The 25,129-nt window shown below is 60.7% G+C and carries 22 protein-coding genes; 10 read left to right on the forward strand and 12 right to left on the reverse strand.

The genetic code is table 11. The annotated features are described in order from the left end of the window. The first annotated feature begins 55 nt into the window (after positions 1-55). From AAHB08_RS08770 to rmf, 6 genes are all read left to right on the forward strand, one after another. The gene (locus tag AAHB08_RS08770) at positions 56-592 is read left to right on the forward strand and encodes a cell division protein ZapC (RefSeq protein WP_342058709.1); all 537 of its coding nucleotides are present in this window, start codon (positions 56-58) and stop codon (positions 590-592) included. Between the two features lie 285 nt (positions 593-877). Beyond that, the gene (gene rlmKL / locus AAHB08_RS08775; RefSeq protein ID WP_342058710.1) at positions 878-3,049 is read left to right on the forward strand and encodes a bifunctional 23S rRNA (guanine(2069)-N(7))-methyltransferase RlmK/23S rRNA (guanine(2445)-N(2))-methyltransferase RlmL; all 2,172 of its coding nucleotides are present in this window, start codon (positions 878-880) and stop codon (positions 3,047-3,049) included. Beyond that, complete coding sequence (locus AAHB08_RS08780; RefSeq protein ID WP_005329597.1) at positions 3,049-3,279, forward strand: glutaredoxin family protein; 231 nt, start codon at positions 3,049-3,051, stop codon at positions 3,277-3,279. Before rlmKL ends, AAHB08_RS08780 begins: the two co-directional genes overlap by 1 nt. A gap of 68 nt (positions 3,280-3,347) precedes the next feature. Beyond that, positions 3,348-5,258: an ATP-binding cassette ATPase Uup gene (gene uup, locus AAHB08_RS08785; RefSeq protein WP_265435244.1), complete on the forward strand. Its 1,911-nt coding sequence runs from the start codon at positions 3,348-3,350 to the stop codon at positions 5,256-5,258. A gap of 8 nt (positions 5,259-5,266) precedes the next feature. Then, positions 5,267-6,913 (forward strand): DUF3466 family protein, encoded by a 1,647-nt coding sequence (locus tag AAHB08_RS08790; RefSeq protein ID WP_342058711.1) that lies wholly within the window; start codon positions 5,267-5,269, stop codon positions 6,911-6,913. Positions 6,914-7,071: 158 nt separating this feature from the next. Next, a complete protein-coding gene (gene rmf, locus AAHB08_RS08795) occupies positions 7,072-7,251 on the forward strand; it encodes a ribosome modulation factor (protein WP_005315693.1) in 180 nt (59 codons plus the stop codon). Between the two features lie 83 nt (positions 7,252-7,334). Here rmf and fabA read toward each other — a convergent pair whose 3' ends face one another. The 4 genes from fabA to AAHB08_RS08815 all read right to left on the reverse strand — a co-directional run bounded on the left by fabA (position 7,335) and on the right by AAHB08_RS08815 (position 12,025). Further along, positions 7,335-7,895 carry a 3-hydroxyacyl-[acyl-carrier-protein] dehydratase FabA gene (fabA, locus tag AAHB08_RS08800; RefSeq protein WP_042648253.1) on the reverse strand — a complete coding sequence of 187 codons (561 nt, stop codon included), beginning with the start codon at positions 7,893-7,895 and terminating at the stop codon, positions 7,335-7,337. 78 nt (positions 7,896-7,973) lie between these two features. Beyond that, complete coding sequence (locus AAHB08_RS08805; protein ID WP_202045767.1) at positions 7,974-9,950, reverse strand: Lon protease family protein; 1,977 nt, start codon at positions 9,948-9,950, stop codon at positions 7,974-7,976. Positions 9,951-10,152: 202 nt separating this feature from the next. Then, the gene (locus AAHB08_RS08810; RefSeq protein ID WP_342058712.1) at positions 10,153-11,430 is read right to left on the reverse strand and encodes a tyrosine-type recombinase/integrase; all 1,278 of its coding nucleotides are present in this window, start codon (positions 11,428-11,430) and stop codon (positions 10,153-10,155) included. Positions 11,431-11,719: 289 nt separating this feature from the next. Next, positions 11,720-12,025, reverse strand: coding sequence for a YebG family protein (locus tag AAHB08_RS08815; protein WP_139434480.1), 306 nt, complete (start codon positions 12,023-12,025; stop codon positions 11,720-11,722). Between the two features lie 256 nt (positions 12,026-12,281). On the opposite strand from AAHB08_RS08815, the gene AAHB08_RS08820 reads away from it, so the two are divergent. From AAHB08_RS08820 to rsmF, 4 genes are all read left to right on the forward strand, one after another. Further along, positions 12,282-12,926, forward strand: a complete 645-nt coding sequence (locus tag AAHB08_RS08820; protein ID WP_342058713.1) for a paraquat-inducible protein A — start codon at positions 12,282-12,284, stop codon at positions 12,924-12,926. Further along, positions 12,904-13,512, forward strand: coding sequence for a paraquat-inducible protein A (locus AAHB08_RS08825; protein ID WP_342058714.1), 609 nt, complete (start codon positions 12,904-12,906; stop codon positions 13,510-13,512). Before AAHB08_RS08820 ends, AAHB08_RS08825 begins: the two co-directional genes overlap by 23 nt. A gap of 55 nt (positions 13,513-13,567) precedes the next feature. After that, positions 13,568-16,120: an MlaD family protein gene (locus tag AAHB08_RS08830; protein ID WP_342058715.1), complete on the forward strand. Its 2,553-nt coding sequence runs from the start codon at positions 13,568-13,570 to the stop codon at positions 16,118-16,120. A 129-nt stretch (positions 16,121-16,249) separates the two neighbouring features. Beyond that, positions 16,250-17,680, forward strand: a complete 1,431-nt coding sequence (rsmF, locus tag AAHB08_RS08835) for a 16S rRNA (cytosine(1407)-C(5))-methyltransferase RsmF (RefSeq protein ID WP_342058716.1) — start codon at positions 16,250-16,252, stop codon at positions 17,678-17,680. Between the two features lie 195 nt (positions 17,681-17,875). Here the strand turns inward: rsmF and AAHB08_RS08840 are convergent, their stop codons facing one another. The 8 genes from AAHB08_RS08840 to fabF form a co-directional block, all read right to left on the reverse strand. Further along, a complete protein-coding gene (locus AAHB08_RS08840; protein WP_202045724.1) occupies positions 17,876-18,133 on the reverse strand; it encodes a RepB family protein in 258 nt (85 codons plus the stop codon). Between the two features lie 214 nt (positions 18,134-18,347). Continuing rightward, a complete protein-coding gene (locus AAHB08_RS08845; protein WP_446699519.1) occupies positions 18,348-19,376 on the reverse strand; it encodes a site-specific integrase in 1,029 nt (342 codons plus the stop codon). Positions 19,377-19,663: 287 nt separating this feature from the next. Continuing rightward, positions 19,664-20,443 (reverse strand): TatD family hydrolase, encoded by a 780-nt coding sequence (locus tag AAHB08_RS08850; RefSeq protein ID WP_139434493.1) that lies wholly within the window; start codon positions 20,441-20,443, stop codon positions 19,664-19,666. A gap of 18 nt (positions 20,444-20,461) precedes the next feature. Then, positions 20,462-21,409 (reverse strand): DNA polymerase III subunit delta', encoded by a 948-nt coding sequence (gene holB / locus AAHB08_RS08855; RefSeq protein ID WP_342058717.1) that lies wholly within the window; start codon positions 21,407-21,409, stop codon positions 20,462-20,464. Continuing rightward, positions 21,394-22,020 (reverse strand): dTMP kinase, encoded by a 627-nt coding sequence (gene tmk / locus AAHB08_RS08860; protein WP_342058718.1) that lies wholly within the window; start codon positions 22,018-22,020, stop codon positions 21,394-21,396. Before tmk ends, holB begins: the two co-directional genes overlap by 16 nt. Continuing rightward, positions 22,020-23,021: an endolytic transglycosylase MltG gene (gene mltG / locus AAHB08_RS08865; RefSeq protein WP_247626140.1), complete on the reverse strand. Its 1,002-nt coding sequence runs from the start codon at positions 23,019-23,021 to the stop codon at positions 22,020-22,022. The genes tmk and mltG overlap by 1 nt, the downstream gene beginning before the upstream one ends. Then, positions 23,011-23,817, reverse strand: a complete 807-nt coding sequence (gene pabC / locus AAHB08_RS08870) for an aminodeoxychorismate lyase (RefSeq protein ID WP_342058719.1) — start codon at positions 23,815-23,817, stop codon at positions 23,011-23,013. Before pabC ends, mltG begins: the two co-directional genes overlap by 11 nt. A 67-nt stretch (positions 23,818-23,884) precedes the next feature. Continuing rightward, the gene (gene fabF, locus AAHB08_RS08875) at positions 23,885-25,126 is read right to left on the reverse strand and encodes a beta-ketoacyl-ACP synthase II (protein ID WP_025326982.1); all 1,242 of its coding nucleotides are present in this window, start codon (positions 25,124-25,126) and stop codon (positions 23,885-23,887) included. Between the last annotated feature and the right edge of the window lie 3 nt (positions 25,127-25,129).

Raw genomic sequence — 25,129 nt, forward strand, 5'->3', positions numbered from 1 at the left:
CTCAAATTCTCGACATGGAATAAAGTCGAGGAACGGCTTAAGTAAGGGCAACTCCATGTGTATCCAACCCAATGACAATTGGCAGTGGCATTATGATGCTCAGGATGACCGTCTGATGCTGGATTTATCCGATCGCATGATATTCGCCACCGAATATAAGGGGCGACAACTCGTACCCAGCTCCTTCACGACCCAGCCTTTTTGTGTCGACGATGCCGCCCTCTATTATCAGCTGATGGACAAGGCCGCCGAACTCGATTGGAGTGTTCCCCATCAGGTTCAGCTGGTACTCAATGCCATCGCCGTCAGCCGCTTTTATAAACCCCTGATGCCACAAAGCTGGTTCTTTCATGAACAGCAGACTCATTGCTTGCCTGATATGGGCTCCCTGGTGTGGATGGAGACTCCCCATGGCAGGGGAGAGTTCATGGTCATCGAGGCTGGCGATCAGGCGAGTGTCTGCCTGAACCTGACCGAGGAATTGGTGCTGACCGCCAGCAAGATCCTGCCAAGGTTCGCGGTGATCAAGGTGATGAATAACCGGATGCAGACCAGGACCCGTGCCCAGGCACAATATCGACAGGTCAGCTGATACTGCCTCTGCACGTTATTTTTGGTTGATATTCACACGCCCTTGAAATAACCGAAACCGGTTATTTATTGCTCGTCTCTCCCATGCCGTTGCGGCAGCTTCCTTGGGTCACTTCGTCGCCGTTTGACGTGCTCCCTTCTGCACTGGATATTGAGTTGCATCGTCTTGCCCGCGCCCTCTGTGCCGGTGACAAGAGCAAGGACGGAGGGAATTGCGCCGGCCAGCCCCCTTTATATTCGCGCGAACCCCAAGGTTCGGATGCCGAGTGCGGGCCGATAAGGTATAATGCGGCACTATTTTTATGGCATCCCCGTGAGCGTGATGAAAGAATTTTTTGCAACCTGCCCCAAGGGGCTGGAAAACCTGCTGGCCGTCGAGCTGACCACCCTGGGCGCGGAGCAGGTCCGTGAGACCGTGGCCGGCGTCCACTTCAAAGGCGAACTGGCCATCGGCTACAAGGCCTGCCTGTGGAGCCGTTTTGCCTCCCGCATCGTGCTGGTGCTCTCCGAATTCCAGATGAACGACGATCTGGATCTCTATCTCGGCGCCCACACCATTCCCTGGGAAGAGCACTTCCCCGGCACCGCCACCATAGCCGTGGACTTCACCGGTACCAACCCGGCCATTCGCAACACCCAGTACGGCGCGCTCAAGATCAAGGATGCCATCGTTGACCGCTTCACCAAGCGCGGCCATGTGCGCCCGGACGTCGACAAGAAGTCGCCGGACATCCGCATCATGGCGCACCTGGGCAAGGGCAAGGCCAACATCACCCTGGACCTGTCCGGCCCGGCGCTGCACCAGCGCTTCTACCGTCAGGGCACAGGCGAGGCGCCGCTCAAAGAGAACCTGGCCTGCGCCATGATTGCCCGCAGCGGCTGGACCGGCGAGCCCATGATGGACCCCATGTGCGGCTCAGGCACCCTGCTCATCGAAGCGGCCTTCATCGCCGCCGACATGGCGCCGGCCCTGCGCCGCGAGCGCTTCGGTTTCGATCGCTGGCTGCAACACGATGGCGAACTGTGGCAGAGCCTGATGATGGAAGCCCAGGTGCGTGCCAAGCGCGGCATGCAACGCTGCGAAGCCAAGCTGTTTGGCTGCGATGCCGACCCTCGCGTGCTGATGAAGGCCCGCGACAACGCCAAGGCGGCCGGGGTGGCCCACCTCATCACCTTCAAGCAGGCCGACGTGACCGCGCTCGAGAACCCGCTGCCGATGCCTGCTGTGGAAGGGGAGGCCCGCGAGATCGGGATGCTGATCTCCAACCCGCCCTATGGCGAGCGTCTGGGGGAGTTCCCGGCCCTGCTGGAAGTGCACCAGGCCCTGGGCGATGCCCTGCGCCGCAGCTTCCAGGGCTGGAAGGTCACCATACTGTCTGCCTCCCCTGAGCTCCTGAGCTGCCTGCGCCTGCGGGCCGACAAGCAGTATCGCCTGTTCAACGGGGCGCTGGAGTGCCAGCTGCGCAACTACCAGATTGCCCTCGACTCCGTGGCCTCCCAGAAAGAGGTCGCCCAGGACTTTGCAAACCGCCTGCGCAAGAATCTGAAGACCCTCGAGAAGTGGGCCAGCAAGGAGGGGATCGACTGCTATCGCCTCTATGACGCCGACTTGCCGGAATACAACGCCGCCATCGACCGCTATCGGGACTACCTGGTGGTGCAGGAGTACGCCGCGCCCAAGGACATCCCCGCCCAGAAGACCCGTCAGCGTCTGCTCGACATGGTGCAGGCCGCCATCAAGGTGACCGGCATGGACGGCGAGAAGGTGATCCTGAAGGTGCGTGAGCGTCAGGAAGGCAAGCAGCAGTACCAGAAGCTCTCCGAAGAGCAGCACCGGATGGAAGTGCAGGAGTACGGCGCCCGTCTGTGGGTCAACCTCTACGACTACCTGGATACCGGCCTCTTCCTCGATCACCGTCAGACCCGTCGCATGCTGGGTCAGATGGCCAAGGGCAAGCGCTTCCTGAACCTGTTTGCCTACACCGGCAGTGCCACCGTGCACGCGGGCCTTGGCGGGGCGAGCGAAACCACCACTGTGGACATGTCCCACACCTACCTCAACTGGGCACAGGACAACATGCGCCTCAACTCGCTGGTGGGCCGTCAACACAAGTTCGTCCAGGCGGATTGCCTGAAGTGGTTGTCGGAAGCGGATGAGCAGTACGACCTCATCTTCATCGATCCGCCCACCTTCTCCAACTCCAAGCGGATGGACGAGAGCTTCGACGTGCAGCGGGATCACCTGCTGCTGATGCAGCACCTCAAGCGCCTGCTGGCGGCGGACGGCACCCTGGTGTTCTCCAACAACAAGCGTCACTTCAAGATGGATCTGGCCGGTCTCGAGGCCGCTGGCCTCAAGGCCCAGAACATCACCGACAAGACCCGGCCGAAGGATTTCGAGCGCAACCAGCATATCCACAACTGCTGGATCATCACTCACGCCGAGACGCAGGCCTGATGCTGACCCTGTTTCACACCGACGGCTGCCACCTGTGCGAACAGGCCTGGGCGCTGGTGGAGGAGGCCGGCCTTGCCGCCAGTACTCGCCAGTGTGACATCCTGGAGGACGAGCAGTGGCTTGCGGCCTACCGGGTGCGCATCCCGGTGCTGCGGGACGACGCCGGCCGCGAACTGGGCTGGCCCTTCACCCTGGCACAGCTCAAGGGCTGGCTTGCCCGTCAGGGGTGAGACTGATTTGACGATGAAACGGGGGCAGAATCTGCCGCCCGTTTTTTCATAAGTAACAAGGAACAAACATGGCACTTTTGACATTGCACGGCGCTTGTCTGTCGTTCAGTGATTTCCCGCTGCTCGACAATGCCGAGCTGACCATAGAGCGCGGCGAGCGCCTCTGTCTGGTGGGACGCAACGGGGCGGGCAAGTCCACCCTGATGAAGGTCATCGCGGGCGAATTGTCTCTGGATGACGGCCGTCTGGTGTTGCAGCAGGACTTGAAGGTGACCCGTCTCGAGCAGGATCCGCCCGCCTCGAGCGAGCTGACCGTGTTCGACTATGCCGCCGAAGGGCTGGCCGGGGTGGGGGAGCTGCTCAAGCAGTACCACCACATCTCCCTGGAGCTGGGGCACGATCCCTCCGACGCCAACATCCGCAAGATGAGCGAATTGCAGGAGCAGCTCGACTATCAGAACGGCTGGCAGCTCGAGACCCGCATCAATCAGGTGCTGACCCTGCTGGGGCTGGATCCCGACGTCACCCTCGACAGTTTATCCGGTGGCTGGCTGCGCAAGGTGGCCCTGGCCCGTGCGCTCGCCTGCGACCCCGATCTGCTGCTGCTGGACGAGCCGACCAACCACCTGGACATCGACGCCATCAACTGGCTGGAAGAGTTCCTCAAGGATTTTCGCGGCGCCATCGTCTTCATCTCCCACGATCGGGAGTTCATCCACAAGCTGGCGACCCGGATCATCGATCTCGATCGGGGCGCCATCACCTCCTGGCCCGGCAATTACGATCAGTACCTGCAGGGGAAGGAGGAGTGGCTGCGGGTCGAGGAGCTGAAAAACGCCGAGTTCGACCGCAAGCTGGCCCAGGAAGAGGTGTGGGTACGTCAGGGCATCAAGGCCCGTCGCACCCGCAACGAAGGCCGGGTGCGCGCCCTCGAGGCGATGCGCATGGAGCGCAGCCAGCGCCGCGAGCTGCAGGGCAAGGCCAAGCTGCAGCTGGACGACGTCAACCGCTCCGGCAAGCTGGTGTTCGAGACCGAAGGGCTGGGGCTGGACTTTGGCGATCGTACCCTGTTCCAGGGGCTGGATCTGCAAGTGCTGCGGGGCGACAAGATTGCCCTGGTCGGCCCCAACGGCTGCGGCAAATCCACCCTCATCAAGCTCCTGCTGGGTCAGCTCGAGCCGAGCCGTGGGCGGGTCAAGGGCGGCACCAACCTGGAAGTGGCCTATTTCGATCAGTACCGCGAGCAGCTCGATCCCGAGCAGACCGTGGTGGACAACGTGGGGGAGGGCAAGCAGGAAGTGATGGTGCGCGGCCGCTCCCGCCATATCCTGGGCTACCTGCAGGACTTCCTGTTTGAACCCAAACGGGCGCGGACCCCGGTCAAGGCCTTGTCAGGGGGCGAGAAAAACCGTCTACTGTTGGCCAAGCTGTTCCTCAAACCCAGTAACTTGTTGATTTTGGATGAACCAACCAACGACCTGGATGTCGAAACGCTGGAACTTTTGGAAGAGCTGCTGACCGATTATCCCGGTACCCTGTTGCTGGTCAGCCACGATCGCCGCTTCATCGACAATACGGTAACCGGCTGCTGGTTGTTTGAAGGGGATGGGCGGATCAGCGACTACGTGGGCGGCTATGCCGACATGATGGCCACTCGGGCCCAGCAGAGTCAGCAACAGGCGACCAAGGCGGCTGCGGCCAAGGTGGCAGAGCCTGTCGCGTTGGCGGCTGAGCCGGTGAAAAAAACACGCAAACTCTCTTACAAGTTGCAACTGGAGCTGGATAATCTGCCAGCCCGGCTGGAACAGCTGGAAACGGAACTCGATGCCCTGCAGGCGGAGATCAACCATCCCGGGTTCTTCTCCCTGCCGGCGGAGCAGACCCAGTCCAAACTGGATGCATTGCATGCGGCAGAGTCCGCATTGGAACACGCCTTCTCCCGTTGGGAGGAGTTGGAAGCGTTGAAACATCAAGACTAAGGAAGTAGATGAAAAAGCAATTATCCATGCTGGCCATCCTGGTCGGCGCCAGCCTCAACGCGCAGGCGGCACAAAGCTCCTTCTTCACCATTGTCGATGACGAAGTCAAAGGATATGCCAGCGGGATCAGTACCGATGGCAGCGGACTCATCGGGATCAACACCAAGAACAACATGGCCGAGTACTTCTCGACCGTGCGCTCTGCCGACTTCCTGGTCGATCGCTTCCGCTTCGAGCAGGGTTGCTTCCTTTCAAGCTCCGTCTGTGACTCCTTCTGGGACGAGAATCCAGGCTTTGCCTACCAGTGGCGCCGCGATTTCCTCGATGGTGTCGATCAGCGCAGCGGCATCGGCTATGTCGCCACCACCCAGACCGATGGCCTGGTGACGGCCCTGGGGGATGCCCCGACCGATCGCGCGGGTTACAAGATGGATGGCAAGCTGCGCACCGCCTTTGCCATCGTCAATGACGGCAACCCGGTCGAGCTGAAAGATGCCGCCGGCACCCACAGCCTGAGCGTCCCGACCAGCATCAAGAAGCTGGACAACGGCCAGTACCTGGTGACCGGGACTGCCGCCAGCGGCAAGTACCGCCACAACGTGGGCGGTGACTTCTATAACTGGTGTTTCGCCGGCAATGACGATGAGTATGGCGACTTCCGCTACTGCCCCGGGCTCGATACCCAGGCCAGCTTCTGGCTGCTCAATGGCTCGGGCGGCTTCAACAAGCTGATACAGGCCCCCGACTATGGTCGTCAGCGCGACGAAGTGCTGCAGACCGCTTCTGCATTCGGTGCGGCGACCTTCAATGGCACCCTGTACGGCGTGGGCTACAGCTCCACCGGTGAGGTAGGGTCGGGGGATCTCGACGGCCGCAACCTGGCCAGCTACTGGACCCTGAACCTCGATGCCGGCACTGTGGGGGCCACCAAGATCATCCCGCTGCCCGATGGCGAGCCGGGCAAGGATGACAGTGTGCTGCAAAATAGCTGGGCGGTATCTGTCAACGAGAATGGCTATGTGATCGGTAACCAGCGTTACAGCATCAACAAGGGTCAGAACCGGCCGACCGAGATGTTCCTGTTCAATCTGAACAACCCGGGCACGGCAGCCAGCATCCCCCTGCAGGACAAGCCGCTCTCCGGCTCCGGCTCAGAGGGCGCGGCCATCAACGATCACAACATGGTGGTCGGCTGGCGTGACTCCCGCCATCAGACCCAGCCTGTGGCCAACGGCACCAACCGCATGCAGGAAGCCTTCCTGCTCAATGCGGCGTCCCCGAGCAACAACTGGTACCTGAACGATCTGATCTGTGGTCTGGATGATGCTGGCGCCAAGCAGTGTGCCCAGAATGGCAAGTATTACCACATCGCCTACGCCAGCGGCATCAGCAGTGATGGCACCATAGCCGCCACCGCCTATCGCTACAACAGCGAGAGCGATCTGAACCTGCGCACCAACGCGACCGTGGTCGCCGTCAAGCTGATGCCGGCCGTGGCGGGCTATCAGGGCAATACGCCAGCCAACTACGTGGTCAGCAATGCGCCGGTCAACAACCAGACCGGTCAGGATGGTGAAGATGGCGGTGGTGGCAGCCTGTTCTGGTTGACTCTGCTGGCCTTGCCTTTCGCCTGGCTGCGCCGTTACCAGCGATAAAAAATGTGTCATCAAAAATTAATGCAGTTCAGTATCTTGTGTCACAACGTCTGAATAGCATGGAATTTTTTGTTTGACCCTGCTCCCCCCCTGGGGTAAAGATGAAAGCGACCGGTGAAAACTTGGTCGCTTTTTTTGTTCCACGAAGAGGGTCGTAGATGATGAAGAGACAGAAACGGGACCGTCTGGAGAGAGCTCGCGCTCGTGGTTATCAGGCTGGCGTAGTCGGCAAACAGAAAGAAGCGTGTCCGTATCAATGCCTGGATGCCAGAGGGCACTGGCTTGGTGGTTGGCGCGACGCCATGGAGGGGCGAGGCTCAGGCCTCTTCATGAAGTAACCGAGACTTCATCACTCATTACAAAAGGAAAGGGGCCATGGCGGCCCCTTTACGTTGTCACTCTCTGACCGGGTCAGAGCAGATCAGAATGCGGTGGTGTCTTTGAACAGGCCCACTTTCAGGTCGGTCGCGCTGTAGATGGGACGACCATCCACCTCGACCACGCCGTCGGCAATGCCCATCACCAGCTTGCGGTTGATGACGCGCTTGAAGGTGATCTTGTAGGTCACTTTCTTGGCAGTCGGCAGGATCTGGCCGGTGAATTTCACCTCGCCAACGCCCAGAGCGCGTCCCTTGCCCGGACCGCCTTTCCAGCCCAGGAAGAAACCGACCAGCTGCCACATGGCATCCAGACCCAGACAGCCCGGCATGACGGGGTCGCCAGGGAAATGGCAGTCGAAGAACCAGAGATCCGGGGTGATATCGAGTTCGGCCAGGATTTCGCCTTTGCCGTGTTCACCACCGTTGTCATTGATCTTGACGATGCGATCCATCATCAGCATGTTGGGGGCGGGCAGTTGGCTGTTACCCTCACCAAATAATTCGCCACGGCTGCAGGCAAGCAGCTCTTCACGGGTAAACGACTCTTTACCTTGTTCACACAGGGAGAGGTGGGTATTAGTGGTGTCGTTATCTAGGGTCACGCTGTTTATCCTTCATATGGGTCAAAGCCGGGCCAATTTAGCTTACAGTTGTTCGCTAAACAACTCCGATCACTTTATTTAGAGGCCGAATAGACGGCCCAGCAGGTTGCGCAGCACGCCACTCTTGGGGGCAGTGCCATTGAGTTCATCCAGTCTGTCCTGGATCCGGCCAAACAGGGTATCCGGCATGTCAGGCTCGCCAGCCACACAGCCAGTCAGCAATTCGATGGCCTCTTCCACATGATCCACCGGGTGGATATGGAACTGACCCGCTTCGACGGCGGCAATCACCTCATCGGAGAGGTTGAGCTGCTGGGCGTTGGTACCGGGCAGTATGATGCCTTGCTTGCCGGTGATGCCGTGGATCTTGCACACCCGGAAGAAGCCTTCGATCTTCTCGTTGACGCCACCCACCGCCTGCACGTTGCCGAACTGATCGACCGCGCCGGTCACCGCGAAACGCTGGGAGATGGGTTGGCGGGCGAGGGCAGAGAGCAGGGCGCACAGACCGGTCAGAGAAGCGCTGTCGCCGTCAATCTCGTGATAGGACTGCTCGAACACCAGGTTTGCCGAGAGGGGCGAGGGGTTCTCTGCGCCGAACTTGTTGGAGAGATAGCCGTGGATGATCATCATCGCCTTGGCGTGAATGTGGCCGGCGAGCTCAGCCTTGCGCTCGATGTCGGCCACATCGCCATCCCCCAGATGCACAGTGGCGGTCAGTCGCACCGGTTCACCGAAGTCATAGGGATGACCTGCCACCTGGATGACGGAGAGGCCGTTGATCTGGCCCACCTCTTCACCGTCGGTCTGCAGCAGGATCTGGCCATCGATGACCCCCTGATCGGATTGCTCCACCAGGTAGTTGAGACGGTAATCCTGCTCCTCCAGGGCGAGCAGTATGTGCTCGTCGGTCACCTTCTCCGCCTCCAGCTCCCGGGCCAGGCTGTCAGCCATGCGCATGATGGCGCTGAGCTGCACCTCCGAGAGGGAGAGCCACTCCTGATGGTCACAGAGACGACTGGCATGGCGACACAGGGCGAGGAGGGCACCCGGAGTGAAGTCCAGCAGGTTCCAGCGCAGCCGCAGCCAGGCCAGATATTGCAGAAACTCGGGCAAGTCCTCTTCGATGTTCACCTCGGACACCAGATCGGCGCGCAGGAAGATGCGCTCGGACATGTCCCTGTCCAGCATCTGGAACTCGGCCACATCCAGCCGGTCACCCACCAGGATCAGTTTGAACCGGATAGGCGTGGCCTCTGGGGTGAAGAAGGGGGTCAGGGTCTTGCCTTCCTGATAGGCATTCCAGTCCAGCTCGCCTTTTTGCATGGCGTTCTTGAGCTTGAACCAGAGATGGGGCTGATCGAGCAGCTCGTCGAGTTGCAAGATGAGGTAGCCGCCGTTGGCTTCCCGCAGCAGGCCCGGCTCCAGCAAGTGCTGGTTGGCATAGACGGAGCCTTGCTCGGTCTGGTAGTTGATGGAGCCAAACAGAGTGTCCCAGTTCAAATCCCGGCCATAGATGACGGGCGCTTGCTGCTCTTCGTGATGGATCAGCAGGTTGATGAGCACCGGGTGCTGGAATTCGAGCCCCTGGGCCACGTGCGCCGCCAGATCGGAGAGAAAGTCCACGATCTTGGGGTCATTTTCCTGCTTGCGGATGATGCGGGTGACCAGGCGCTCGGCATCCAGATGATGGCTCATCAGCTTGAGCAGCTCGCCAACCATCTCGCAGAATTCAAACCCGGTACCGGGTTGCAGGCGTAGCCAGATAGGCTTGAACGGGTTGTTGAGGTTCTCGGTGTAGCAGAGATCGAACAGGTCGCCATCCTTGCCATTGGAAGAGGCGATCAAGGTCTGGCAGACACTCTCATAATCCGCACCCGGGAAGCCGTTGAGCAGCATGACCGGGCAGTCACCATCAAAACTGGCCAGTCGCTTGATGCCGGAAATGGCTCTGGGTTGCAGGGCGGCAAAAGGGATGGGTTCGAGCTCGCTGAGTGTGGGGAACTGCTCAATCGTGAAAGCGGGTTTTAATTGTTCTGATGTTAATTCAGCCACTTAAGACATCCGGTCGGGGATAGGATCAATTGTTTCCATTATACACAGTTCAATTGGCGGTAACAGGAAACAAGCACATTTCATTTAACATAATATACATTATGCGCGGTTGAGTCTGGGTCGACTGGCGGGCATGTTTTCCCGCCACCTCAGGCTTAACTGATGCACTTGGCCACACTTTGCACGGTCTGTACACGAGCACTCATTCATGCAGGCGATCCAGCGGCTTATGGTTGGCACTCTCGTGACGTTCGCTGTTGCCGGTGTGCAGGTATTTGGACGTGGTATCTATGCTGTCGTGTCCCGCGTCGGCCTGCACGTGTGACAGCGGTCGGCCATGCAGGTTGATGTCGTGGGTGATGCCGGTATGGCGGATGGAGTGCGGCGTCAGGGAGCGCATCTCGGCTGCGTCCTGATTAAAACCATCCTGCTCGGCCAGGTTGGCGGCCTGCTCGAAGACCGCCATCACCAGATCCCGCAGTTGGCGGATCCCCAGGTTGGCGTTGAGCTCGCCTTGCTCCCGGCCATGGGCCGCCGCCTTGTGGCGCACGAAGAGCGGCGTCTGTTCGCCCGGGGTTGGCAGCGGCGAGAGCCCAAGAAAGGTGCGATAGCGTGCCAATGCATCCAGCAAGGCCTGGGAGACGGCCACTGTACGGCGCTTGCCGCCTTTGCTGCGAGGAATGTCATAACCCCAGACCCCGGTCTTGCTGTCGCGGCGAAACTGGCTCATGACGGGGCTGAAGCCCGGTCTGGCCGCCACCTCGGAGATACGTAGATAACAGGCGTACATGAGGCAGATGAGAAACCGGCTGCGCTCATGCTGGGCCGGGCATTCGGTTGCCAACCGCTCGGTGGCCTGCATCACATAGGACCACTGCAATTCGGTAAAGGACTGGGCCTCTTCACCGGCATCCTGGTTGTCCGGTCGCTTGATCCGCTGCAGTAGGAGCGCCGGATTGCGATCCATGTACTCCTCCTGGATAAGGAACTGGAAGAAGGCCGACAGTATGGCGAGCTTGGTCTTCATCGCCTGCTCGCTCAGGCGGTATGGCAGCTCGCGGCCCAGTTCCCGCTTGCCGAGAAACGGTCGCCACAAGGGGTTGGGCAACCGCTCTCCCCACTCCTTGTCGAGCACGAACTGAGCCACGTTTCGGTATGCGATAAGCCCTTGTGGCGGTGCCTGGCAGTAGTCGAGATAGCGCATCATGATGCGCCTGGTGAGATCCTTGGGGCTGATGGCCACCTCGCAGAAACACCAATGCAGGAAGGTGGTCAGCTCGCTGCGGTAGGTCTTGTAGTTGTTCTCGCTGTGGCGTTGCTCCAGCAGCCAGTCGACGGCCAGCTCATAGACGAGGCCGGCATCGGGGACATTGCCCAGGCTGAGGGTGGCCAGATACTGGTTGACCTGGGGGTTGCCCGCCTCCAGATGGAGCAGATTGTCGAACAGCGGCATGGCGGGCGGAAGTGACGGATGAGTCATGATAGAGCTTGTGAGTCTTGTTGAGTGAGGCTGGCCCTGTGCCGCGCAATCCTGATGCCGATAAATGGGGTTATCGGCATCAGGAGATGCCAGATGGTCCGGGGATGAGTCTTCAAGGCTTCCCCTGTCGGACACAGGTCAGGATAGAACATGGTTATTATTCAATGAATATGCACTCTTGTTGGAAATTTCTCGGGGTAAATAGCGACAAGAGTGACTTAAAATCGGCTCTGCATGAATATTGTGGTGCGGGGCCCAGGGCTGGACGCCCTGCCCCGCCCTTCCCTTGTCAGGCCACGCTCTTGAGGGATTTTCCCTTGGGCTTCTCGGCGTCCACCTTGTCCTCCCTGGGGCTGATCCCCTGCCCCTTGCCGCCGCGCAACACGTTCTGCAGCAGATCCCGCTGCTCGGCCAGGTAAAAGGCCAGGCTCTCCTGCTGCTCTGGCGCCAACTGGACAGGTGCCCCGGCCAGCAGCGTCATCAGTTCATCGGCGGTATCCAGCAGCTTGTCATAGGCATCCGCCTCTTTCTTGCTGGCAAAGGTCATCTTCTCCACTCCCCCACGCACGACAACATACTTGATCTCAACGGCCATAGTGGCGTCCTCCTCATGATAGTGACTGCAAGTATATGTATGAATATACAGTGTTGCAAATAACACTCAGGATCCGCTACCGCGCCCATCGCTTTATCGGGCATCCCTTATGTGGCAACAAGGTCCCGTGTTTCTCTCCATGGCCCTGGAAGTTGGCCGGCCGAGCCATCTTTTCTTGACCAGAGGCTGAGCTGCGGCAAGACAGCGAAGGCGTTTTAGGGTAAATTTTATCAATTCCTTCAACAGGTTGAATCGTATGTCGGATCCCCACTCCGTGATCGTCTGCCCGGCGTGTGACTTGCTGATCGAACGCAAGCTGCTGCCCCTGCGTCGTCACGCCCATTGTCCGCGCTGTCACCAGCATCTCTATGGGCGCTATGCTTTTCGTCCTTCCCAGTTGATGGCCCTCACCATCACCGGCTTCCTGCAGCTCCCCTCCGCCCTCTTCGAACCCCTGCTCTACCTGCGCCTGGCGGGGGTCAACTCCGATGCCAACCTGCTCAAAGGCATTCTGATGCTGTTTGAGGAGGGCGAACTCTGGGTCGCGAGTCTGGTGCTCTGGTGCGCCGTGCTGGCGCCGGTGGGGCTGCTGCTCGGCATCTTCGCGCTCGCCTCCGGCCTTGCCAAACGCTGGCACATGCTGGCCCCGACGCTCAAGGCCGTGGAGGTGTTCCGGCACTGGGCCATGCTGGAGGTCTACATCGTCAGCCTGCTGGTCGCCCTGTTCAAGCTCATCGACATCGCCGACGTGCGCCTGGGGGGCGGTCTGCTCAGCCTGGGGATATTGATGCTGCTCAACATGACGTTGCTCATCCTCTTTGACCCCGCCCCCTACTGGGAGCGGATACCGCTGCAAAACGCCTCGCAGGAGCCGGCTCATGATACCGACCAGCGCCCGTGAACTCGGGCTCTGCCGCTGCCACACCTGCGGACTGCTGGTGCGTTACCAGAGTGCCATGCGCTGCCCCCGCTGCCACAGCCCGTTGCAGATGCGGATCCCCCATTCGCTCGCCTGGTCATGGGGCCTGCTGGCGCTCGCCGCCTTCATGCTGCTCCCTGCCAACCTGCTGCCCATCACCCATTTCTACAACAAGGGATTACTGCAGTCCGATACCATTTTCAGCGGTATCATGGCGCTCTATCGCAGCAAGATGTCAGGGATAGCCACCATAGTGCTGACCGCGAGCATCATAGTCCCCATCGGCAAGATACTGGGGCTGGGCTGGATCTGCTGGCAGTTGCAGCGCAGCAAGCCGGTGCGGCGCAAGCGTCAGCTCATCATGTATCGCATCATCGATTTCATCGGTCGCTGGTCCATGCTGGACCTGTTCGTGATCTCGCTGATGGTGGCCCTGGTGGATCGCGGGGTCTTGCTCAACGTGCGGGCCGGGCCCGGGGCAACCGCCTTCGCCGGCGTGGTGATCCTCACCATGATGTCGGCCCGGATGCTCGACACCCGTCTGCTGTGGGACAAGGCGGCCCGTTAATGCATTTTTTCTGTATCGGATGTGCTGTGCATCACAGCCAATTTAAGGAGTCGGTATGATCGGGGCTGAACCCGTCATTGAGAAACATCGCTGGTTATCCCCAGTCTGGTTGTTGCCCTTCATCGCCCTCTTGCTGGCGGGTGGTTTCATCTACCAACAGTGGACGAGCAGCGGTCAACTCATTCGCATCAACTTTGCCCAGGGCAATGGCATCCTGCCGGGCAAGACCCAGCTGCGTTATCAGGGGGTGGCCATAGGGGTAGTCCAGGATCTGGAGCTGGCACAGGACGGTCGCAAGATAGCCGTGCTCGCCAAGGTCGACAGCCGCGCCCGCCCGCTCATCCGCAAGGGCTCCGACTTCTGGCTGGTGAGTCCCAAGGCGTCGCTGACCGAGATCTCCGGTCTCGATACCCTGGTCTCCGGCAACTACATCAACCTGCAACCCGGTCGGGACAACAACCCGCTGGAGGACGAGTTCGATGCCCTGGACGGCCCTCCCCCCGGTTATCAGGCCCAGGGGCGCACCCTGCACCTGACCGCCGACTCCCTGGGATCGGTCGGCATCGGGGCCAAGATCTACTTCCGCGGGATCGAGGTCGGCAGCGTCATCAATACCCGCCTGGGCGAAGACAACCAGAATGTGATCCTGGATCTGGTGATAGAGCCGCGCTTCGAGCACCTGGTCAAGGTGGATACCCGCTTCTGGAACATCAGCGGCATCAAGGGCTCCTTCAGCCTGGCCGGTGTCAGCGTGGAGGCTGGCAGCCTCACCTCCATACTGAGCGGCGGCATAGCGTTTGACTCCCCCAAGGCGTCGCCTGTCGCGCAGAAGGGGCTCAATTTCACTCTCTACAAGGGGCTGGCTGAGGCGGCCAGAGGGGAGCGCATCACCATCCAGGCGGGTTCCCTGCCAGTCAAGGAAGGCATGCCCATCCTCTATGAAGGGATAGAGATTGGCAGGATAGACCCCATTCGCCTGACCGAGCAGGGCCGAGTCGTCACTGCGCTGATCAACCCAGAGCAGGCATTTCGAATGACCGGCAAGAGCCGCCTGGTCTGGGAGACTGTCTCCCTCTCCCCCACCGGGGTCAAGCACGCGGATCGCCTGCTGGCCGGACCGGCCATCCGTCTCGACTATGTGGCAGGGGAAAAGGTCAGCACCATGACGCTGGCGAGCCAGGAGCCGCGCGATGGCATCAAGCTGACCCTGCAGGCGGACGATCTCGCCGGCTTGAACGAGGGGGCCCCGCTCTGGTTCAAGGGGTTGCAGATAGGTGAGCTGGGGGCACTGACCCTGGATGCCGGCGGCAATGCCAGCGTCAGCCTGGTGGTGAACGAGCGCTATCAGCACCTGCTGAAGCGGGCCCGTTTCTATCGCGCCGCCCCCTTGCAGGTCCAGGCCGATCTGAGCGGCCTCAAGGTGGAGACCAGCCCGGCGAGCGCCTGGCTGGCGGGCGGGATCAAGCTTGTCCAGGCCACCGTGGGGGAGCGTATCGACCGCCTCTATCCCAGTCAGGAGCTGGCCCTGCTCGGCAGTCGTGATGCAAGACCCGAGCGCTGGACACTGCGCGCCGAGCAAGCGGACGGGATAGGCGTAGGCTCTCCCGTTCTCTATCTGGGGCTGGAAGCGGGCAAGGTCAAGGCGTTGAAAGCCGAGGAGCGCGGGGTGGGCATCACCCTGGAGATAGACGCCGTCTATGCGCCCCTGCTCAAGCAGCAGCCCCAGTTCTGGAAGAAGGCGGCCATCGACGGCAAGATCCGGCTCGACGGGGTGCAGGTCAAGATGGGCAACCTCGCCACCCTGCTGCGGGGGGCCATCGAATTTGACCGGCTTGGTACCGGCCGCAGCAGCCATCAGCTGTTTGACAGCAAGGAGCAGGCCGGCACCCAGGTGCGCACCCTGACCCTGACCGCCGACAGCAACCCCGGGCTCGGGGTGGGCAGCCCCATCCGTTACCGCGGGGTGGACATCGGCAAGGTGGAGCAGATTGAACTGGATCCCGCCCTGGGTCAGGTGAGCTTCAGGGCCGAGCTGGATGGGCAATACGCCGCCCGCTTCCTGCAGAGCGGCGCACGCTACACCCTGGTGCAGGCCAAGCTCGGGCTGGGGGGCGTCTCCCACCTGGATACCCTGATCAAGGGCGCCTTCGTGGAGGCAAGCCCGGGCCAGGGCGCGGGCAAGGAGCGCTTCCCCCTGAGTCAGAACACCCCCATCGGCTTGGCCCTGACCCTCAAGAGCCCCTCCGTGAGCGGCATCAGCGTCGGCAGCCCCCTGCTGTTTCGCAAGATGGTGGTGGGCAGCGTCAGCGATGTGGCGCTGGCACGGGATGGCAGCGAGGTACTGATCGAGGTGAACGTCGCTCAGGAATACGCCCACCTGGTGCGCGCCAACAGCCGCTTCTGGAACGTGTCCGGGGTCAAGGCCGACATCGGCCTGACCGGCGGCACCATAGAGGTGGAAACCGTCCAGAGCCTGCTGGCCGGCGGCATCGCCTTCAACACCCCGGAGCGGGAGATGGGGCCGACTGTCAAGGCCGGCCACAGCTACCCGCTCTATGGCAAGGCGGAGAAGGAGTGGCTGGAGTGGAGCCCCCGCATCCAGCCCTGATGTTGTCCTGACCCTATGACCCAAGCCCGGCCCAGTGCCGGGCTTGTTCGTTTTGCCCATCGCCCATTCAGAATATTCCGACCCCTGTGGTATTATGTTGCCCCTCTTTTGGGTCAGCGAGACGGCACTGTGCACGACAATACCTACCTTCCCGAACACTTCCTGCGTCATATCGCGGGCATCATGCCGGCCCATCTCTCCATGGATGCGTTCGTGGCGAGCTGTCGGCGGCCGCTGCGGCGCAGCATCCGGGTCAACACCCTCAAGATCTCCGTGCCCGACTTCGTGACACGCATGGCGCCACTGGGCTGGCAGCTGGATCCCGTGCCCTGGTGCGAGACCGGCTTCTGGCTGACCCGGGCCGACGAGAGCGTGCCCCTTGGCAACACCGCCGAGCACCTGTGCGGCCTCTTCTACATCCAGGAGGCCAGCTCCATGCTGCCGGTGACGGCGCTCTTTGCCAGCGAGCGGATAAAGCACGATGGCATGCTGCTGGATGCGGCGGCGGCGCCCGGCTCAAAGACTACCCAGGTGGCGGCCCTGATGGGCAACCAGGGCATGCTGGTTGCCAATGAGTTTTCCAGCAGCCGGCTCAAGGTGCTGAGCGCCAATATCCAGCGCTGTGGCGTGACCAACGTGGGCATGACCCATTTCGATGCCAAGGTGTTTGGCCAGTGGTTGCCGGAAACCTTCGATGCCATCCTGCTCGATGCCCCCTGCTCGGGGGAAGGCACGGTGCGCAAGGATGAAGATGCCCTGCGCAACTGGAGTCTCGAGAGCATCGAGGAGATCGCCGCTGTGCAGCAAGGGCTGCTGGAGAGTGCCTTCCACGCCCTCAAACCCGGTGGCGTGCTGGTCTACTCCACCTGCACCCTGAGCCTTCAGGAGAACCAGGCGGTCTGTCAGTCGCTGCAAGAGAAGTTCGGCGACGCCCTGAGCATCGACTCCCTTGCCTCTCTCTTCCCCGGTGCCGGGCAGGCCTGCACCCCAGAGGGTTACCTGCATGTCTGGCCCCAGATCTTCGACAGCGAGGGCTTCTTCGTCGCCAGGATCAGCAAGCATCACTCAGTGCCCAACACCATGTTCAAGCCGGGCAAGCTCGGCAAGTTCCCCTTCTCCCCTCTGCCGGCGAAAGAGGCCGAGCCCATGTTGCGGGAGATAGAGGCGAGCTTCGGGGTCGCTGCGCGGGGCCAGCTGTTTGGCCGCAATGACGAGATCTGGCTCTTCCCCCACGCCTTCGAGCAGGTGCAGGGCAAGCTGCGCTTCGATCGCATCGGCATCAAGCTGGCGGAAACTTTCAAGAAGGGTTATCGCCTCACCCACGAATGGGCGCTGGCCTATGGCAGCCTGGCTACTCGGGGATGTGTCGAGCTGGATACCTCCAACGGGCGTGAATTCATGATGGGACGGGATGTCTGGCCCGAGCTGGCCCCGGGAACGGGGGAAGTGATCGTCCGCTATCAGGGTTACCCGCTAGGGATGGGGAAATGGGTCGGGAGCCGCATCAAGAATGCCCTGCCCCGTGAGCTGGTGCGGGACAACAACCTGTTCAACGAGTGAGATGCCGGTGGCCATTTCAAGGACTGACACCTGTTCGAGTCTGGAAAACCCACACTCTGGTTGAACTTTTAGTCACTTCTTGAAATGCCTCGCGCCTTGTCTAAGCTTAAGGCAATCCGCCTATCAATTAGCGCACGGCTCTGCAAGGAGCCAATTCCCCTATGCCAGGTACAAGGAATTCGTACCTGGCTTTTTTTATTCGCTGATCTCCGCGAGGGCTTTCTCCGGTCTCCCCTGGGGCACCAGCTCGTGCTGGTACAGCAGATCGATCGCCTGCTCGATGAGGGAAGCCTGATTGTCTTCCAGGTGCTGACCGAGCTCCTGCAACCGCTCGGCGTGGCGATTGCTGATCCAGCATTGCAGCCTGCTGTGGGTCTCCTGCTTGCGTTTCACGTGTTGGCGTTGCCGCTCGGCATTGTCTTGCGCCACATTCATCTTCATTTCCTGGCTCATTATGACCTTGCTAAATAAGAGAGTGGGGTTTGTTATCTCTCACTATGGAGGGCGCCGGAATGACACTCCCCTGTCAGGGGTGAGAGCCGCCTGCTGTGCCTGGCACTTTTCCCTTCATGGTGACCCTTCACCGGCACCGCGTCGGGGTGCGAGAAATATATCATCAAATCAATCAGATGGTATTTAACATAAAAAATACCGTGGCGCGGTTATCTTACAGCAAGCCTGCGAGGGCATGATCGGAGAACTTGTGCGCATCGTCGAAATACTCCTGCAGGGTACGCATGTCCTTGTGCCGTGTCACCTCGATGATCTTGTTCATCGGCTTGCCCGCGGTCACCGCCGAGGTGATGAAGCCTCGGCGCAGGCTGTGGCCACTGACATAGAGATCGTCGATGACCTGGCCGGTTCGCCGCTTGATCATCAGGTTGATGCCTTGCGGGCCCAGGGGATCTGTTGTGAGCTGCCCCCAGCGGGTCATTCGGCGAAACAGCGGGCCCTGGCTTATGCGGCTCGCTTTCAACCAGCGGCCGAGGGCGGTTACCGGGCAATAGTGCTTGCCGGGAATGAGCGCGATTTCGGTTTCATGGAGTTGATGCTTGCTCGGCTTGAGCCGGAGCCGGATCCCCTGCCCCACGAAGTCGAGATCGCCCACTTCGATACGAGCCGCCTCCGAACGGCGCAGGGCACCGCTGAACATCAAGAGCAGCAGGGTGTGATCCCGCAGCCCCGCCAGGGAGGAGGTGTCTATCTCGTCGAGCACCCGGGTCAGGGGTTGCAGGGTCAGGGCTCCCGTCTTGCGTTTGCGGTTATCCCCGAGGCGCACTATGCCCCGCATCATCTCCTTTATTTCCGCATGCTCGGTCGGCATGGGATGAATGCCCTTCTGCTTGAAGGCATAGCGGATGCCGGCGAGCCGCCGCACCAGGGTGGCCGGTTTTCGAGGCTCCCCGTTGCGCAGCTCCCCCTTCCCCTCCTCTTTATCCAGCCATACCCAGTCCGCCAATATGCCGTCAGCCTGATCTGCCAGAAAGTTCATGATGTCGTGATGGCTGGTTTGTAGCGGATCCAGCCCATGCAACTGGCACCAGAATACGAAGATACGGGTGTCTGCCTGATAGGCATTGAGGGTGGAATCCGCTTTTGCGCTGCGCAGGAAACGGCGCGCCCGGCTATTGAGCGCAGGATCGAATACCGTCTGCAGTGACTGATGAGCAGGTGGTGAAATGGTTGGATAGGCCACGTAAGTCTATGATTCGATATGGAGTTTAGGAGGATCTTACAGGATCTTTCAGATCCATCAAGTATCGATAATATTCATTATCGATACTTATAGGGTATTGATTCAATGCATCCAGCCTCTCAGGGATAATAAGCAGGCTTACTCTATATCCGGAGAAAGTGTTTTCCAGAAGATGGCCCAGTATCGGATATCGAGTGAGAGATAACGAGGTGTGTGATTGATATTGCCGGGGGTAATCAGGCTGATGATTTTAAATAAAGAGCACCGTCTGTCGGGGCTCCTTGGGGTTATTTTTTCGCCAGCTTGAATAGCTCAAAGAAATTGTGGCTGGTGGCCTCTGCCAATTCGGCCAGCGATATCTGCCGCAGATCGGCAATAAATTGCGCGACGTCTCGCACGAAGGCGGGCTCGTTCTCCCTCCCCCGGTGAGGAACAGGGGCAAGATACGGAGAGTCCGTCTCTATCAGCAATCGCTCCAGTGGCAATGCCTTGACCACGGCCTGCAGTGCCGAGGCATTCTTGAAGGTGGCTATCCCCGAGATGGAGATGTAAAAGCCCATCTCCATGGCGGCCTGGGCCATCTCGAGAGATTCAGTGAAACAGTGCAGCACGCCCCCCACCTGTTCGGCCCCCTCTTCGCGCATGATCTGCAAGGTATCTTGCTGGGCATCCCGGGTGTGGATGATGAGGGGCTTGTTCAATGCCCGGGCTACCCGGATATGTTCCCGGAAGGAGGCTTGCTGCACCTCCTTGTTTTCCGGCGAATAGAAGTAGTCGAGCCCGGTTTCGCCTATGGCCACCACTCTCTCATCCGCCGCCTGGGTCAGCAGCAAGGGGGCATCCACACCGGGATCCTGATTGAGCGGGTGGACGCCACAGGAGGCAAACACCTGGGGATAAGGAGCGATCGCCGCCAGCATGGACGGGAACTGCGCCTGGGTCACGCTGACGCAGAGAAAATATCCCACATCCAGTTTCGCGGCCTTGGCCAAGACATCGGCCATGTCGGTCTGCTTGCTGCCGTAGCTGAGACGGTCGAGATGGCAATGGGAATCAACGAGTAACATAGACAACCTTGTATCTTGTCATAACCAGCGATTGAGCCAGTTCATCAGATGGATGGTGGGATTGGAGAGCTGACCCGGCTGGCAGGCGGCTTTCAGGGCAACGAGCTGCTGCTCCGCCTCCAGCAACCTTTCGCTGGAGTGGCGCTTGGCCAGCTGCTCGCTGAGGGCGGCCAGATCCGGCATCGCCAGCTGGTGGTGGCCACAGCCCGCCTGGGTCTTGAGGGCATCGCACAGGAAGAGTTGCAACCAGTGCAATCTGATCTGGCTCTCCTCCGCCAGCTGGGAGCAGACACTCGCCGCCCGGGTCGGCGTCTGCGACAGGGAGACGAAGCTCTCGAGCAGCGTCCGTCTGGCTCCATCCTGCTGCTCTTCGAGGTAACTGAGTACCCGAAGCGGCGCCCCCTGACAGATCCGCACCTGGGCCTGGGTGGCCTGATGGCCCTGTTCACTCAGCCAGCGCAGGGTCTCCCCCTCCGTCGGCAGCTGACAGACATGCTTGTGACAACGGCTGAGGATGGTGGGCAGCAGGCGAGAAACCTGAGATGCGATCAGCAACAGCAGACTGTCGCCGGCCGGCTCTTCCAGGGTTTTCAGCAGGGCGTTCGCGGCGGACTCCGTCATCCGCTCCGCGTCCGGAATGATCACCACCTTGCCGCGCCCCAGTTGGGAGGTGCTCTGCAGGCGGCCGCAGATCTCGCGAATCGCCTCGACCCCTATGCTCTTGCTGTCGGCGCTTATGGTGCCGAGATCCGGATGATGGCCCTTGTCGAACAACTGGCAGGCGTGGCAGTGACCGCAGGGTTCACCGCGATCCGGCTGCTGGCAGAGGTGCAGGCGCGCCAATCGTTCCGCAAGCTGCTCCTTGCCAAGGCCGGGATCCCCGAGCAGCAGCCAGGCGTGGCCCAGGCGACCGGCCTGGACGGTCTGGCTCAGGGCCTGCCAGTCCGGGATCAGCCAGGGATACATAGGGTGCTGTCCAGTGCAGCCTCGATGGCGGCCTTGACCCGATCCGGCGTCTGGCTAGCGTCGATCACCAGTATGCTGTCATCCCTGGCCGCGAGTTCCAGGTAGCGGGCGCGGGTGCGCTCAAAGAAGCTGAGTTGCTCCAGCTCTATCCTGTCGAGCTCGCCACGATGGCGAGCTCGTTGCAGACCGAGGGCGGGATCGATATCGAGGTAGAGGGTCAGATCCGGTTTGAAGTCGCCGAGCACCGCCTGCTTGATCGCGCCGATGAGCTGGGCATCGATGCCGCGACCGCCCCCCTGATAGGCCTGGGAGGAGAGATCGTGGCGATCACCCACCACCCAGATGCCCTCGGCCAGTGCCGGCTTGATCCGGGTCTCCACCAGTTGCACCCGGGAGGCATACATCAGCAGCAATTCGGCTTCGATGGTGAGGCGCTCGTCGTGCATCTCCTTGACGATGGCGCGCATTCGCTCCGCCAGGGGGGTGCCACCCGGTTCACGGGTACACTCAATCCTGTCGATGCCGTGGGCATGCAGATAGTCGGTCACATAGCGCACCGCGGAGCTCTTCCCTGCCCCTTCCAGTCCTTCAATCACGATAAATTTAGACATTAGGGTTTCTTCAATATGTATTCGCGAACCGCCCGATTGTGTTCATCGAGGGTCTTGGAGAAATAGTGGGCCCCGCCCCCCTTGGCGACGAAATAGAGGTAGTCGGTCGACTTGGGGTTGAGCGCCGCCTCGATGGAGGCCTTGCCCGGCATGGCGATGGGGGTCGGCGGCAAGCCATCGATCACATAGGTGTTGTAGGGGTTCACATCGGTGAGATCGCTGCGGCGAATATTGCCATCGTAGCGATCCTTCACCCCGTAGATGACGGTGGGATCTGTCTGCAGCTTCATGCCAAGGCGCAGCCGATTGACGAACACGGAAGCGATCTGCGCCCGCTCGTCCGGTTGGCCCGTCTCCTTCTCGATGATGGAGGCCATGATGAGCGCCTCATAGGGGGTCTTGTAGGGCAGATTGGCCTGCCGCTTCTCCCAGCACTCCTGCAGGAAGGCTTTCATGTCCTGATAGGCACGGCGCAGGATGGAGATGTCGCTGGCATGGGTGGTGTAGGCGTAGGTTTCCGGCAGGAACCACCCCTCCAGCTTGCCGTTGTCGATGCCAAGCTCCTGCGCCAGCTCGGTCTCGCTCTGCTCCACGGTCAGCCGCTCCAGGTAAGGGGCGCTCGAGAGCTGCTTCAACCAGTCCTCGAAACGGGAACCCTCGACAAAGGTCAGGCTGAAATGAAACTCCTTGCCGGAGGCAAACAGGGAGAGGGTCTCCTTGAGCGGGGCCCCTTCCTTGATCTCATAGGTACCAGACTTGATGGCGACCAGTTCAGGGTGGCCACGCAGCCAGAGCCGCACCGCCCAGGGGCTGGTTTCCCCCTCCCCCAGTTCGGCAATCAGGCGCGCCGCATGGGCGCCTTTTTCGACGGTAAAGAGGCGCGTCGGCCCCTTGTTGGTGAGCGTCTCCACCTCTTGCCATTTGTAATACACATAACCCCCGGCGGCGGCAACGGTCAGGGCTGCCCCCGCGAGCAGGGTGTAGAGCCGATTAAACTTCAATGACCAAACGCTCCTGTAAACGGCGGATCAATACCGGGCTGGGATAATGCACATCCCCAATGCTGGTGACCGGCACTATGCCCATCAGGGTATTGGTCAACCAGACTTCTTCGGCCTGCCACAGTGACTCCAGCGGAGCCTCCACGACACGCAGTTCAATGCCCATCTGTTTAAGCATCATGATCACGCGCTTGCGCATGATGCCATCTATCCCTGCGCGGGTGAGATCCGGTGTGAACACCGTCTTGCCACGACGCCAAAACAGATTCGCGCTGACTCCTTCTACCAGAAATCCACGGCTGTTCAATACTATACCTTCGACCCCGCCTCGCGCGGCAAGTTCGCTTTTGAGCAGAACTTGTTCCAGACGGCCCAGGGTCTTGAGCCCTGCCAGCATGGGAGCATCGCCGAGCTGTTGCTGACAGACCAGGGCGGCGATGCCGTTTTGCTGCCAGCCGAGGTAGTGGTCCGGGTATGGTGACAGGGAGACGATGCGGGTGGGAATATTGCATCCCGCGCCATCATAGCCCCGTCCCCCGCTGCCACGGGTCAGCACTATCTTGGCGACAGCCTGCGTCTGCCCTGCTGCCAATTGCGCCACCTCGGCGGCCAGGGTCTCCCAGGGAAGCTCCGCAAACCCGAGCCTGGCGCAGGCATGCTGCAACCTGGCCAGGTGTGCCGGCCACCAGACCACTGCACCCTGCTTCACCAGCATGGTGGTGAAATGACCGTCCCCGTATGCCAGCCCTCTATCCCTGGCGGACACTGCTTCTGTCGGTATTCCATTAATCAGCAAGGGGATCCCTCCGATAAAAAAGGCCCGATACAGTCGTATCGGGCCTTATCATTTCGCCCAAAGCGAATTATACGCGTTTGAAGATCAGGGAGCCATTGGTGCCGCCGAAACCAAACGAATTGGAGAGGGCATATTCAAACTGGCCGGGTTTGGCCACATGGGGCACCAGATCCAGATCGCACTCCTCATCCGGGTTGTCCAGGTTGATGGTGGGCGGTGCCACCTGATCGCGCAGGGCCAACACAGTGATGATCGCCTCGATGGCCCCGGCCGCCCCCAGCAGGTGGCCGGTCATGGACTTGGTGGAGCTGATCATCAGGGCGCTGGCATGTTCGCCAAACACCTCTTTCATGCCACGCAGCTCGGCCACATCCCCCAGCGGGGTGGAGGTGCCGTGGGCATTGATGTAACCGATCGCCTCCGGCGCTATGCCGGCATCCTTGATGGCATTCTTCATGGCGCGAGCGCCACCGTTGCCATCGGAGGGAGGGGCCGTCATGTGGTAGGCGTCGCCGCTCATGCCAAAGCCAACCAGCTCGGCATAGATCTTGGCGCCACGGGCCTTGGCGTGTTCGTACTCTTCCAGCACCAGAACCCCGGCACCATCACCCAGCACGAAACCGTCGCGATCCTTGTCCCAGGGACGGCTCGCCTTCTGCGGTTCGTCGTTGCGGGTAGAGAGCGCCTTGGCCGCCGCAAAGCCGCCCATCCCCATGGGGGTGGAGGCTTTCTCGGTGCCACCGGCGACCATCACGTCCGCATCACCGTAGGCGATCATCCGGCCGGCCATGCCGATGGCGTGGGTGCCCGTGGTGCACGCCGTGGTCACGGCGATGTTCGGGCCCTGCAGCCCCTTCATGATGGAGAGATGACCGGACACCATATTGATGATGGTGGATGGCACGAAGAAGGGGCTCAGCTTGCGCGGGCCGCCGTTGACGAGGCTGCTGTGGTTCTGCTCGATGAGACCCAGGCCGCCGATGCCGGAACCGATGGCCACGCCGACCCGCTCCGCATTCTCTTCGTTGATGACGAGGCCGGAATCATCCAGTGCCTGCACCCCCGCCGCCACGCCGTACTGGATGAAGAGATCCATCTTGCGGGCTTCTTTGCGGTTGATGCCGTATTGTTCGGGATCGAACTCTTTGACCAGGCCTGCGAAACGGGTCGCAAACTCGCTGGCATCAAAGTGATCGATGAGAGAAATGCCGCTCTGCCCGTTGAGCAGGGCTTGCCAGCTTGATTCGGCAGTGTTGCCCACAGGGGAAAGCATCCCCAGGCCGGTTACCACGACTCTGCGTTTTGACACTGA

This window comes from Aeromonas sp. OTU364 (genome assembly GCF_038440395.1).
In the GTDB taxonomy this organism is placed as follows: domain Bacteria; phylum Pseudomonadota; class Gammaproteobacteria; order Enterobacterales; family Aeromonadaceae; genus Aeromonas.